This window comes from Bacteroides sp. 41_26 (assembly GCF_949740115.1).
Classification (GTDB): domain Bacteria; phylum Bacteroidota; class Bacteroidia; order Bacteroidales; family Bacteroidaceae; genus Bacteroides; species Bacteroides nordii.
Window position 1 is genome coordinate 31,374 of the sequence record NZ_CATJGZ010000056.1, and the last position, 14,614, is coordinate 45,987.

General features: G+C 41.6%; 8 protein-coding genes and 1 pseudogene. All 9 read right to left on the bottom strand.

Annotated elements, in window-relative coordinates; all coding sequences use genetic code 11:
* Nucleotides 1–231: 231 nt before the first annotated feature.
* The 9 genes and pseudogenes from QX565_RS05205 to QX565_RS05245 all read right to left on the bottom strand — a co-directional run bounded on the left by QX565_RS05205 (nucleotide 232) and on the right by QX565_RS05245 (nucleotide 14,579).
* Nucleotides 232–5,901, bottom strand: a complete 5,670-nt coding sequence (locus QX565_RS05205) for an alpha-2-macroglobulin family protein (protein ID WP_289291692.1) — start codon at nucleotides 5,899–5,901, stop codon at nucleotides 232–234.
* 141 nt (nucleotides 5,902–6,042) lie between these two features.
* The gene (locus tag QX565_RS05210; RefSeq protein WP_002559307.1) at nucleotides 6,043–6,417 is read right to left on the bottom strand and encodes a HepT-like ribonuclease domain-containing protein; all 375 of its coding nucleotides are present in this window, start codon (nucleotides 6,415–6,417) and stop codon (nucleotides 6,043–6,045) included.
* The gene (locus QX565_RS05215; protein ID WP_221650407.1) at nucleotides 6,401–6,694 is read right to left on the bottom strand and encodes a nucleotidyltransferase family protein; all 294 of its coding nucleotides are present in this window, start codon (nucleotides 6,692–6,694) and stop codon (nucleotides 6,401–6,403) included. The genes QX565_RS05210 and QX565_RS05215 overlap by 17 nt, the downstream gene beginning before the upstream one ends.
* Before the next feature lie 100 nt (nucleotides 6,695–6,794).
* Entirely contained in the window at nucleotides 6,795–7,808 is a 1,014-nt protein-coding gene (locus QX565_RS05220; RefSeq protein WP_414429669.1) for a porin, read from the bottom strand.
* Nucleotides 7,809–7,899: 91 nt separating this feature from the next.
* The gene (locus tag QX565_RS05225; RefSeq protein ID WP_289291695.1) at nucleotides 7,900–8,307 is read right to left on the bottom strand and encodes a DUF2141 domain-containing protein; all 408 of its coding nucleotides are present in this window, start codon (nucleotides 8,305–8,307) and stop codon (nucleotides 7,900–7,902) included.
* Nucleotides 8,308–8,319: 12 nt separating this feature from the next.
* A pseudogene (locus QX565_RS05230) lies at nucleotides 8,320–10,261 on the bottom strand (TonB-dependent receptor plug domain-containing protein).
* A 102-nt stretch (nucleotides 10,262–10,363) separates the two neighbouring features.
* Nucleotides 10,364–11,248 (bottom strand): LytTR family transcriptional regulator DNA-binding domain-containing protein, encoded by an 885-nt coding sequence (locus QX565_RS05235; RefSeq protein WP_289291699.1) that lies wholly within the window; start codon nucleotides 11,246–11,248, stop codon nucleotides 10,364–10,366.
* A gap of 866 nt (nucleotides 11,249–12,114) precedes the next feature.
* A complete protein-coding gene (locus QX565_RS05240) occupies nucleotides 12,115–13,572 on the bottom strand; it encodes an aminoacyl-histidine dipeptidase (protein ID WP_007484065.1) in 1,458 nt (485 codons plus the stop codon).
* 20 nt (nucleotides 13,573–13,592) lie between these two features.
* Nucleotides 13,593–14,579, bottom strand: a complete 987-nt coding sequence (locus QX565_RS05245) for a lysylphosphatidylglycerol synthase transmembrane domain-containing protein (protein WP_289291702.1) — start codon at nucleotides 14,577–14,579, stop codon at nucleotides 13,593–13,595.
* Nucleotides 14,580–14,614: the final 35 nt, after the last annotated feature.

Below are 14,614 nucleotides of genomic sequence, written 5' to 3' on the forward strand. Positions count from 1 at the left end.
TCGACGAGATATGGAACGGATTGAAAGGAATATTAATAGTGATTAGCGGTTTAGTGAGTAGTGATTAGTGGGCTGCACTGTTATAACGATAAAACGCAAATTAACGCAGATTGACGCAAAGACAAGAGATTACGACTCTTTCTCTTCATATTCTTTGCGAAAATCTGTGTTAATCTGCGTTCCAATACAATCAGTATTTTATAATAAGTGCAACCGTCTTCGAATCAGCACTTATTTCACCGTCACTTTCATTGAAGCAGAGTGGGAAACATACTCCGGAGCATAAGCACTCTGGAGCGTTGCCAATCCGGTTTCATACGTTCCGGAACGACTGACACGGTAGCTGTATTCCAATACAAAGACTCCCTTACCCAATCCGTCAAAGAAGAAATTGGTAGATGCATCTTTTATATCGACATAATATCCAAATCCATTGTTCCAACGATAACCGGAAAGTGTTTCTATAGGTTCAAAACAAGCAGCACGCTGATCTTTCAGTTGGATGAAATCCATCGGACGATCCAGGCGAATCGTCAAACGTGAAACAACCTTGTCGCCAACAACAAGTTCCGTACCGGCTGTAACAGGCTGCAACTGACGAACGTTATTCACCAAGCGTTCTACATACAGTTTCTTATCTACATTCAACTCACCACCTTGCTGTTTCACCTGGCTCATATCTTCCTGATATTGTGCATAAACAGCTCCCCAGGCTATTCCGGCATCTCTTTTCTCAACAGTTACTTTACGGGCGTCTACCACTTTCTTATCAGTAAATGTCTTCTTGATATATCCTAATCCGGGAACGGTTGTCTTGGCAGGTGAAAGTGTTTCCAGTACTTCATTGGCAATAATAATACGTACATCTCCCTGACTTTCGAGCAGCTTGGTACCACCTTGCAACAATGCATAAACAGCATCTGCAGTAGTCACCGGAGAATCCCATGCCTGTGTCTGCTTCTGTTTCAAAAGCCAGAGTTTCATTTCCTCTACCGTTGACGAATCGCCGGAAACAAGTTCAAGGGCTTCCATCACCATCACATGTGCCGGGATTTGCAAACCGCCCCATGAATACGGGTTCTCATTGAAAGCAAAGAACATACCCTGTTCATCCGTCTTTGTCAAAAACTCCTTCAAAGAAGCTATGAATTCCAACGCTTCTTTCTTATGTCCGGCCTTCTCCAGAACAATGGCAGCAAGTGCCTTATCGGTCATAGAACGGGTAGTCAGCGTTTCCATAACTTTTGAAAGGAAGTAATTGTAAGCAGTCTGATTCTCTGCAAGTGGGATCTGCTCACCGGAAATAGCAATAAGGTAGAGATATTTCAATGCTGAAGCAGAAAGCCCTTTCACTTTATCGCCATTCTTCTCTGCCTTACGGATATTTTTATACTCTTCCAGCGCTTCTTTATTGAGGAAGCTGAGAGCAGTACGCTGCATAACCAAAGCATCTCCCTCCAATGGTTTACCAGTCAGCATGGCAAGACGGGCATTCAACTCTACAATATAATTGGTGATATACCGGCTACCATTCATTCCTTTATACCATGCCCAGGAACCGTCGGGCTGCTGAAGTTCCTTCAGACGAGTAAGGGCTGTGATATTATTATTGCGTATATTATTCAGGTCGAATAACGTTGCAATACGCTCTTTCTGCTCTTCTTCGGTTTTCGCTTCCATTACCCAGGGAGACTCGGACAAAAGAATATTCTTCACTTCCTGATTCTTTTGCAGGTTGCTAAGGAATGTTTCTTTCGTTCCACCTTGCAGTTTCCAGCTATCAAACACAGCTTTAATACGCGGCTGTGAGTTCATAATGTACGAAGCTAATGTATTTGCATAATAAGCAGTAGCCCAGGAGATAGCATCACTGTTATCGGGCATGCTCAGTGAAGGTAAAGCCTGTATTGCATACCAGGCAGGATTACCGGTGAACTCGATGGTCAGGCGACGGTCAGTTGCCAACTTACTGTGGTCGTTGAACAAACTGTCGAGTGAGAAAACCCGTGTCTCTTCTCCACGAACAGGCATCGGCACAGTCTCTACCAGATTGGCTTTATTACTGAGTACCGGTAACAGATGCTGTTCACCATCGCTGAACGAACCACCGTCAGCAATCATACGGCACCCCAATACATCATACTTATCAGTAACGGTAAACAGAAAATTAACACCGGTAGTGCGTCCGGCTTCTACAGTGAACTTCTGTTTCTGTGTACTGATTATCTTCTCCGTCATCGGATCAAAGAGAATAAAGCTGACTGTTCCGGTAAGGTTCTTTCCGGTAAGGTTTGCCACTGAGGCAGCAACAGAGGTATTATCACCTACACGGACAAAACGGGGCAGATTCGGTGTCAGCATAAACTCTTTGCTGGTCACTGCCGATCCGTCGATCATTCCAGTCAGCATGCCTTTGGTATGGGCATATCCACGGAAATTCCAGCGGGTAAGGCTTTGTGGCATAGTAAATGAGAAAGAGACTTCGCCCTGCTCATTGGTCCGAAGTTGCGGATAGAAGAAAGCAGTTTCCGCAAAGTTTGTACGCAGTTCTTCCGTAGCCTCGGGAAGAGTTTCTCCCGCTGCTCCTTCTGCCAGTTCTTCTGTGAAAACAACATCAGCTTTATCACTGGCAGCTTCTTTTGATACCATAGACATCATCGGAGCATTTGCTTCGGATTTCGCTAAGCCTCGTATTCTTACGCCACCCCGCCTCGTATTATAGACCGAAAGCAGCTCTTCAATTCCCGAAAAAATAACAATAAACTGATCATATACCATAGGAGCTACCTTCAGGCTCTTATACGGAAACCAATAATTATAAGAGTTCATTCCCCAATACCCATCCATCCAACGGGTAGTAGGTACTGAGAGGTTATAAAATACCTGCAAGCTCTGATCTCCTTTCCATATTTTATCCAACGAAGCATCGTACATGGTAGCTAACATCTCGGCCATGGCCGGCATTCCTTGTGGAGTTTTAATCGTGAGTTTCCACTCTTCCTCCTGACCGGGACGTAGTTTGTCACGGAACACTTCCCACTTCATCGTCAAGGTTTTGTCCGGCAGACGCTTTGTCATTCTCACCATTTGCTGATTGACTCCACCGTCTTTTACAAAACAGAATGTAGCAGACAATCCGTTGCCATACGACTCTTTATAGGGGAATTCAAAACGTTCTATAGAATCGGACAAGCGCAATATCCTGCTTTCGAGCATTGTATTGCCACTAAATAGATTCATCATGACGTATGCATCTTTCTTTGAAGTACCCAAATAGAATACAGCCGGATGCGCAGCATCAAACGATGTATTCTCGGCATAATACCATACCGGAATATTTACCGGAGGACGTTTGTCAGCAGTTGAGAAGAGAATAACTTCTTCTTTATTAGTCACTTCCCGTCCCTGGTCATCTTTTGCAGACATCACTAACAGATATTCTCCCGAAGGCACGGAGGCCCATCCCGGAAAAAGTATCTCCTTATTGGATACAAAGGTTCCGGTAAAGGCCGGAGTCCCCTTTATCGCATCTTCGGATTTTGCACCGTCCACAACCGGATATAGTTTATAATTCCCTTCCACGCTCACAGGCTGCCCATCAAGATTGGTAGCAATAAAAGTAAGCCGGATAGAATCATCTTTGCATAGCGGATTCTGAATGTTAGCTCCCAGTGTCATGGAGCGATTGCCTACACTCACGTTATAAGAAGAAGTCTGTGTTTCTCCCGCCACATTGGTGACCGTTACATCTATCCGGAAAACATAATACCCTAAATCCATCTTCTTATCACCTTCCAGCAACACCGGAACAGTGAATTGTCCGTCTTCGTTGAGTAACACACTCCCCGAAGCAATGGGTTCTACACCCGTCTGTACCCCTCTCCAACCGAAACGTAAGAAACGGGTAACGGTGTAATTTACCGGTAAATCCTGCAACGAAACACCGCTAAAGGTCTTAACAGAGCCTTTTACCTCTACCTTATCACCTAAGCTATAAGATCCTGTCAGCTTATCGAAAGTAATATCAAAGGTAGGACGTTTGTACTCTTCCACACGAATCGTTGTTGTACCTTTTTCTGTAGATAGTGTAAATATACCGTTCATACAGGCAGCAGGCAATGTAAATTCTGTTGCAAAAGAACCAAACTCATTGGTCCGAAGTTCTCTCCTGCCTACTTCCTGTCGGTTGGCATCGGTAAGGGTCAACGTATAAGTACGGTTAGCTAACACATTGGCCGTATCCAGTTGCTGCTCATAAGCAATCCCTTTCACATAAACCGTTTGTCCCGGACGATAAAGCGAACGATCTGTCAGAAGTTTCACATAATCAGCAGGTTTATTATCGGTATAGTAAGTATAGTTGCCTCCGTAAATACCTTGCAGAGGCATTGCCATATCCTGTCCTTTGGTAGCAGTGAGGTAACGATATTCTCGTTTATAAGGGAACTTAGCTTTTCCTTCCGCATTGGTAGTGAACTCCGTCAGTTTCTTTTCATCATTGGTATAAAGTGTAATAACAGCTCCTTCAATAGGTTGCCCGCTCATACAGTCGAGGGCTATCACTTCATACTGATCACCCGGCAAACGTAATGTCAATACCTTGAAGCGTGTCACATTCAGTTTGCTTTCACTGTTTTCTCTTGCTTTGCTATCGGGAACAATACGCATCACATAGCTACCTTCTGCGGGAGCTTTGAAGGTGAAAACAGTATCCTGTTCCTGATAGTTTTCGGGACGAAGCAAAGAATAATGTTCTTCTGCCACTAACTTCTTCTCTTGATACAAACGTACAGTAAAACCATCCAGATTCTTATGGTTGACCATCAACTTCATGTCGGCACCGGGATAAGCGACTTCATCAGCACGTACATACAAAGCGGGATTCAGAATCTCCAGTTTCAGATTCTTTAAAGCATTGATACGTTTGTAGCCCGGATACAGCCTGACAGCCTCATCACAAATCTGTAAAGCCATTGCCTGTTGTCCTTTCTCAATAGCATATCTTGCTTTAGCCAAATAAACTTCGGCACAAATATCATGAGCTTTAAACTCAGTCCGTAACTTGTCAAGTCCGGCCAGATAAGGGTCTTGCGTCAACCCTATCAACTTTTGTGGCGCACGGTAGGGAACAAAGGTATTATCGGAGTTACGCCGCCAGTCCAGATAATTGAGCATGGTGAGCACGTAGCCATCATCCATATTAACCCTTTTGTAAGTATCAAGCATCTCCTGATAGATATTCTCAATGCCGGCATTCACAACAGAGTCTTTATCCAGCCCATTTACATTTCTCAATGCATCTACTCCACGGCTACCCAACAGATGAAGCATATCGTGGCGATAATATTCGCTGGCATCACCTAACTCTACAAACGGGATATAGATACGTGCGGACGTAGCCAACAACAACTCTTTGTCTTTCAAAGCCTCTGTAGTATGCTGCATCACCTGTTGCACAAACATATTTCCGCTCCATTCACGTATATCAGCAGAAGGAGTTTCATCCACAATATTCGGCCGTTGGAATATCTGCCAGCGGTTACGGGAGGCATAGTCGGAGTAGATACCCGCTATCAACGAATTCAGTACGGCACGGTCCATCGGTTTTTCCGCAGTCTTAGCCCACTGCTCCAGCCCGTTCAGGCTTACATAAAAGCTATCGGGAGTCAGCATCTCGCGGTACTTCATCCGCCACGTGTATGCTTTCAGCATTTGCGGAGAGTTTTTCTCCGTTTCCGCCTTCTTATAAATCTCGTTTGTCAACTGAATAACTGTTTGTGGCAGACTTTTCTGTTCAGCCTGATCCACCTGTTTCCATAGTTTATCAAACGTCTGCGCATTTGCCCAGGGGGCTACTCCTAAAGCAAGCAATACCATCATGCAAATCTGTTTTATTCTCATATGTTCAAAGTTTAAGTCATTTTATATTAGAACAAAGAAACAGAATAAAGTTTAAAGAATGGCACTTTTTAGCTTAAAAAAAATGTAGGGTCTTTTTTAGACTCTACATTTTTATATAATTCTCTATCGTATATTATTGAATTATAGTTCTTCCTTTATAAGCAATATTGTCTCTTTCAAAGGAGGAAGGTGTTTACGTATCACTGTCCAGATAATTTCATAATCAATATTGGCATATTCATGCGAAATAATATTCCGTAAACCAATCACTTTACGCCAGGGAATCTGCGGATACCGGATAAACAAAGCCTGTCTGGTCTTATCGTCAATGGCTTTTATTGTCTCACCAATAACCTGCAAACGCAAAATACAAGCATCAAGTATTGTCATCCCCCACGGTGTTTGCAAGAAATCATCAATATTCTGATAACTCTTACACCGCTCCTCAATCACTTCAACAGACTCTAATATTTGAGCTAACTTATCCGTAATTTCCTCTTTAAATGTAGATTCCATCCTGTTCTATTCTTTTAAGCAATAAATCACGCAACCCTTTTCGCAAACGAAGCAAATCAACTTTGCAGCCACACAGAGATTCAAGTGCTTCCCGAATATCAAACATCGTGAACGGATCTGCCTCTTCCAACTCTACGAACACATCTAAATCGCTATCCAACCGATGCTCCCCCCGGGCAACAGAACCAAAAATACCGATTGAGCGAATACCATATTTAGAGGCAAACTTCTCTTTAAATTGCCTAACATCAGCTATATATTCATTTTTAGTTTTCATCATTCATTCTCAACTATTAGTAACATGATGCGTAAAGATACAAACTATTGAATAAATAACAGAATCTTTTGAAAAAAAACAAATAGTTATCCTCCTTCAGTCAAAACCGTACCTGCACCTGAGCCTGTACCAGATCCGAAGGATCGTTATGTTTCGGACTCAAACGAGTATATTGAACCTGAAGACGACACTTCGGATAAAACCAGTATTGTAAACCAGCCATATAATTTGATTGCTTATCTTCTGCAACGACATCCCGGTTTAAATATTCATAAGAAACAACGGCTTCCACATTACGAATAATCCGGACACATCCCGTAGCATATCCCCCGTTACTTTTCACATCAGCATCTTTGCCTAACATAAACTCCGTACGCAAGCTCGCCTTTTCTCCTGTTAAGAAAGCTCCCACACTCCAGCGGTTGCGCCGGTAGTTTTCACCCGGTTCTATTCCATGAATTGGTGCTCCCGCAACCGAATGCCCCTTACCGATAACAAAGGAAGTACCCACAGTAAGCCACTCTAAAGGGTTCACCGACAGATAACCCACTACATCCTTTTGAGAATTCTTATCTTTTGTGTTTATACCTTGCCCGTTCATCAACGCCACTTTATAAGTCAGCAGTTTTTTAAACAAATCGCCATAAATCATCAAACCGATATCCCGCCCCCCGCTTGCAGAACAAAGAACATCACTTCCATTGATACCAACCAGATAACATGCCGGTAAAGAATAGCAATTTATCAGTTCCACCGTTGTAGGTGATAACTGATTTTCCATGGTATAGGGTGTTTTAAACTGCCCTACGCGAACAGAAAGTCCCGGCAGGAACTGATAACTTGTATATAATTCCTGCAGGGAACTGACTGCAAAGTCATACATAAAATAACATGACCAACGTTCTGTAATCTTCCCGTCTGCCATAAAAATAACCCGTTTGATATCAAATGTATTATCCGGATCGGCTGCACTGTTATAGGTATATCCCAACTGGGCATATGCCGATAAGTTAATACGTTCTTTCAGAGTATTCACCACTTTACCCAATGTCTCTTGTGCCACCAGAGAGCAGGAAAATAGAAACATAAATAAAATAAAAAGTGTGTTTCGCATAGCAATTATCTTAATAAAGGCATAAATAGCTTTACTTTTTGTTGTCGGCACAAATATATAAAAAAAACAGAAAGAAAGCTTTGATAATAAACTATTTCAACTGAATCTTCATCATCATATCCTGCCTGAACTCAAAAACGCACTTCTTATAAGCTGGCGCTCCCATTACACCTTCAGCATTATTGCTGAAGCCAAACTTTTCCGTCGGACGTCCGAAAGAGCCGGTATCCAATACTCCATTCTCATTCTCATCCTGAAACAATGAAATGGCATACGTACCGGCAGGTAGTCCCTGACAGGGAACGACCATAACCGAATCCTGCACCGGCACTCTGAATCCAAATACAGGTTTCTTCATGAATGACTCTGGAGAGTTGTAAATACCAACATATAGATACCCTTTCACGTTCTCTACACCTTCTACTTTCAAGGTTAATGTCTGAGCACTACCTATTACACTTGCAAAAACTAAAAATAAGAAAATCAGATTTGTTTTCATAATCACATGTATTTAAAAATTAGAAACATCATAAGCAGCTTTCTTACCTAAGGTGATGAAGACACCGAGATAGAAGAAATGATCACTGGAAGCTCGTAACGGGACACCATCTATTCGTCCGAACTCATTCTTACGGCAAAGTATATTGGTGGCCGAAGCATGTATAATTATCTTCTTAGTAGCCAGAAAAGTAATGCCTAAGTCAAGGCTGTTATATGGTTTTGCTTCATCATTCATCAGACCGGGACGATTGGGATTATGATATGGACGCCCACTCGCAATCCCTTCCGTAAGGCCAATAATAGTACGCAGCCTGGGAATAGTATATTTCAATACCAAAGAAGCATTATGGCGGGTGGCATACTGCGGAGTAGTCAGTTCACTGTACTCCAAACATTTGCGTTTAGATAGATTGAAGGAATAAGAAAGATAATACTCAAAGTTTTTTAATAAAGAACGATCTTCAAAATAAAGATCAATTCCTTTACTGTTCCCATATCCGCCCGAAGTCAGACCATCGGGAGTAAAAAGTGTAAGACGATTGTACCTTTTGTAATATACCTCTGCTTTATAGAAACGCCCTGCTGCTTCGTACAAAGCTCCTACATTATACTGTTCACAAGCTTCGGAACGCAAAGAAGTCTGTTGTGCCAGATATTTATTATCTGCCGATTGGGTATAACGACCCAACGTAGCTGAGAATACAATCTCATTCCAGGTATAACGAAGTGCCAGACGGGGAGAATAACTTATCTTCCGGTTCAGAGATGTATACTCGGTTCTGAAAGAGAGTTCGGCTTTCAAATTCTCAAACGGATAAAGAGTAGCTGTAACAAATCCGGCTTCTACCGTTGGGGCAATATTCTTTTGAGCGGCAAGAAGCCCGAAAGAATAGCGAGTTCTATATTGGCGAAGGAAAGATTCCACTCCCATATCCAGTTGCAAAAAAGGGCGCAAGCGTTTAGTCAGCTTTGCTTTCAGATGTAGTTCGCTCTGACGTTCGTTCCAATTGTCATCGCTTACAGCAGCTCCCCCTACTTTTCGATCAAAAAAAGAGTAAGCTACTCCGGCAAACCAGTTCCAACCGGAAGACGTTTTCGTACGGATGGTGGCATTCAAATAGACATTGTCTTCTTTCAGGCGGAACAGACGACAGTCTTCACCGGTATAGTTAGAAAAATCTGTCCGGTCATAGCCGGCATATATCTTAAAAATTACATTCTCAGCAGGTAGATAACGAAACTGGATAGCTCCCGAAAACAGTTCATATGGTTTCTCAAAGTTTACTCTTCCCGGATATACTTTATTATAAAAAGCAAGATTCTGATAATCGAGATTCAAAGCAATAGAGCCTTTTCTAAAAGAGCGATTCCCGCCACCACCTATACCAACAGTAGAAGGGCTCATCCCCACTTTATTAATCGGGCTATCATCTTTCGTTTCCAAAGGAAGTACAGCCGATAAGGCTTCACCATACTCTTGTGAATGCCCGCCTGTAGAGAGATTGATACCACTGAACATAAAGGGGGAATACCGTCCGCGTGCCGGGATATTTGTACCGGTAGTAGTATAAGGATTGAGAACATGCATACCGTCTATATAAGTTTGCGTTTCGTCACTGCTTCCACCACGTACCAGCAAACGTCCGCTTTCTCCCTGTATTTGTGTACCGGGAAGAGTCTTCAATGCCTGATACAGATTACCGCTTGCTCCTCCCACAGTTACCAGTTCCACAGGTTGCATATTACTCCAACGACTGTTCATTTTGGGAGTTTTGCTTCCTTTTACTACCACTTCATCCAGTGAAACACTATCTGAAAAAGAGGTAAGAAATATTGTGTCTTTTACTGCTACCTGCGACTGCACATGAACAGAAAAGAGAAACAAAGCTACGATTGAGATAAAAAACAGATCTTTCATTTTTTTGCTTGCTAACGTTTTCACCGGCAAACATAAAGGAAAGAACAGAGGGAAAAAAATATCCGGGACAGACAGCCCGGATATGTGATAAATGACCTATTCGTTGTGACGAATTGCTTTGTTTTGTGACGAACGGCTATGCCTCATTCATGTTCTCTATCAGTGTTTTGATCTCTTTACTATAAGCACGTGAAACGGGTATTTCCTCTTCACAGCCATCGAGCGAAAGACGATATCCCTGCGAGTTTCCACTCACCCGGGACACTGCATGTAAGTTGACCAGGAATGCACGATGACACTTAATAATGAAAGGATAAACAGCCGTTGCCTCTTCAGCCTGCTTCATTGTCATACGTAGCAGCTTTCTTACCGGTTCATGACTCTTCCGATAAGTTATCTTCACATAATTACCATCCGCCTCTACAAAAAACAAATCGGATGTATTCACTTCCAATACTTCTTTGACACCACCGGCAAAAAGAATCACAGTATCCTCCCGCTCCACTCTTTCAACATTTGCAGTAGCAGCCGATCTCTGAAGATGCAAATTCATTTCTGTAGCTTCTTTGAGATGGAAGGCCAATAGCCGGTTTCGGTTCAGCAAGATAAAAAGTACAGAGGGAAAAAAGCCTATGATCACCGTACAAAGCAGGAAGCTGTAAAAAATATCCAGGCGAAATCCCCAATTGAATACAATGGCGGAATAAAGCCAGTTTCCAATGGCTATAAAAAAGAAAATATATACCTGACTAAGAATATGTTTCCCAACCGTCCAGCGATCATCCTCATAATACGCCGGAAATAACGCAGGGAACAAATAAACCGGAATACAGAGAAACACTGCTGTCACTGCCATATATCCCAATAAGATACCCAATTTATGATGTCCGATACTGCTTATACCAAACGGCTGTAACAAAGCTAATATTAAAAACACAATAACAGATGAGATCACTGCAATCTTCCAGCGCTGATAAAATACAGGATAAGGACTATTAAGGTAATTAAGCAGTTTTTTCATGCGAATATCTTTTATCTACTACAAAGTAAAGCATTTGTTACCATAACTGAAAAGAATCACTCAAAAAACAATCGGAGCGTTTTTGATCACTCCTCAAAGAGTCATAGAATACTATAAACAAGCTCCTACCGATACTATAGTTATCAAAAAAAGAATTATAAATATTCGAAAGAATGAATCAAAGAGCTGAATAAGATCGTCACAATAATCTTAAACCACTGATTTTCAACAAGAATAGAATCACAAAGACAAGGTATACAAAAGTGTACACTTTTAAAGTACAAGGTTGTACACTATAGTCACGCAAAAATGTACATTTATAGAGTGCAAAATTGTACACTCTTGCCTACGAAAGTTATATCGTTAAAATTTTGCATTAACAATGTTAACCTATAGACACACCATAATAGGAATTACATTCAGCCAAGCACAATGTTTGTAAAGATTTATAATATATCAATAATTAATAAAAAGAATAAAATACAACGCTTTAATGATAAAAACACTCAACACGCACCACTATTTACAACAGTCTATATATCAAGATGTTACATTTCAGCATTTTCACTCTACGAGAAACGAGTAAAAACTCTACGAGAAACGACCCATTTCTCGTAGAGTTTCGACCAGATCATCGTAGAGAAACCTAATAGAGATTTATAAAATATGACATTCTTATATAAAAGAGGAACAGCAGCCAATCCTACATTGTAACGAAAAATAAAAAAAGTAACACAATACCTCTCTTACCGCACATAGTAATAGAAGATTGTATTTATTAAACAGATTCTTATTTACTCAAAAAGCCCTGTCCACCAAGTTAAGTGGGCAGGGCTTGTATACTTTGAATGAGTTCTTTTACATATTTACTTCACCGGAGTCTGTTCTAATGTAGCCACCAGGAAGTCATAGAATTTTTGCACAGTAGGAATCAATGCACGTTCGTCCGGAGAGTGCGGTGAACGCAATGTAGGACCAAAGGAGATCATATCCAGTCCCGGAATTATAGCACCAATAATACCACACTCCAATCCGGCATGAATTACTTTCACAGCAGGTTCTACGCCAAACTGTTTCTTATAAGATTCTTTCATTGCATGCAAAATCGGAGAATTTACATTCGGTTGCCAACCGGAATATCCACCTGTCATTGTTACTTTCATTCCGGCCATAGAGAAACAGCATTCAAGACTTGTAGTCAAATACTCTTTCATACTGTCACTTGAGCTACGAGCAAGAATTTTGATATCTGCTTTACCACCACCAATACTAATAATAGCCAGATTAGAAGAAGTTTCTACAGTATCAGGAACGGTAGGAATCATACGGGTTACCCCATTCTGGCAGGCAAAGATAGCATCTACCAGATTATCCTGAATTTCTTCCGGAATCTGCCCCGCAGGCATATCTACCCGTTCGGCCTTGAAACTGATAGGAGTTTCGATAGCAGAAAACTCTTCATTGAAAAGGTCCTCACAATATTTTACCAGGCCTAACAACTCTTCTTCATTTTCAGCAGGAATAGTAACGATGGCAGAAGCCTCACGCGGAATAGCATTACGCATATTTCCACCCTCCCAGCAAGACAGGCGGGCTTCGTAAGTGGCAATTGCTTCGCGAACAAAACGTACAAGCAACTTATTAGCATTCGCACGTCCCTGATTGATTTCCAGTCCGGAGTGTCCACCGCGTAATCCCTTCAATGTGACCTTGATGGCAATATCACCCTCTTCGGGTTCCACCTCTTTATATTCAAGCGTAGCTGTAACATCCATACCACCTGCACAGCCGATATAGAGTTCGCCCTCATCTTCCGAATCCAGATTTAACAGGATTTCTCCGTTCAACGTTCCCGGCTTAAGTCCGAAAGCACCATACATCCCTGTCTCTTCATCCTTTGTGATAAGAGCTTCCAATGGACCGTGTTTCAAATCCTTGGCTTCCAGAACAGCCATGATAGCAGCTACCCCCAGTCCATTATCGGCACCCAGCGTAGTGCCTTTGGCTTTCACCCAGTCACCGTCTATATAAGTTTCAATAGGATCTTTTTCAAAATCATGTATTGTATCATTATTCTTCTGAGGCACCATGTCCATATGAGCCTGTAAAATTACTCCTTTACGGTTTTCCATACCCGGAGTAGCAGGTTTGCGGATAATAACATTACCAACTTCGTCTACAAATGATTCCAGTCCCAGGCTGTTTCCGAAATTAAGAAGAAACTCAGTTATTCTTTCCATATGTCCCGACGGACGCGGAATCTGAGTTAATGAATAAAAATGCTTCCACACATTCTGTGGAGCTAAAGAGAGGATTGTACTCATAACGAATTAATTTTAGGTTCTTATTTTCGTTGTCTATGAGTTAGTGGTAAAACCACTAAACCATATATTCCCAACAAAACTACTAAAAAGGTTTGAATTCCGTGTACAATCAAGGCAAATATTCCTGCATCAGTTGCATTTACTCCGTAAAGCATCATCATCGAGATAACAGCAAAATGCCAGGGCCCGGCTCCGTTGGGAGTAGGAACGATAACAGCAAATGTACCGCCTACAAACATAACAAGTGCGGCAAGAATACCCAGATGAGCGGTAAACCCAAAACAATAGAATGTGAGATAAAAGTGAAAAAAATAACAAACCCAAATAAGGATTGTATACAAAATGAAAAGAGGAATATTTTTCACATTCTTCAAAGACATCACTCCTTCCCAAACGTTAAGGACAACTCCTTTTACTTTTTCAAAAAAAGACAACGCTCGCATCAAATAGTAAAGAAGTACTATTACTCCAATAATGCAAAACAAAACGATATAGAACCATACAGATGTCAACAAGTGAACAATGGAAGGAATCTTAGTCCCGGTTTCTTCAAAGAAAGTGAGAAAAACAGGCATCTGTAATAAGAATGTGATACCAGTAATAAAAACGATGCAAATAGTATCAATCAGCCGTTCGGTAACTACCGTACCCAAAGATTTTGCAAACGAGACATTATCATATTTGGCAAGGACACCACAACGGGACACTTCTCCTACCCGAGGTAATATAAGATTGGTAGCATAGGAAATGAAAATAGCATTTACACAGTCGCTCGTTTTCGGAAAAGCTCCCAAAGGTTCCAACGTTTGCTTCCAGCGCCAACCACGAAAGACATGACTGAATACACCAAATGCTAATGAAAAAAGCATCCACCACCAGTTTACGCCATGCCGTAGCACATCACCTGCCTTTGCAAAATCGAAGTCACGATAGACCCAGTACAAGATAAAGCCTCCCAAAACCAGTGGTAAAATAAGTTTCAGAGCCTTTTTTATTAGTTTCTTCATTCTTAATTCTTTATTCTTCAAGTAAAAGAATTACC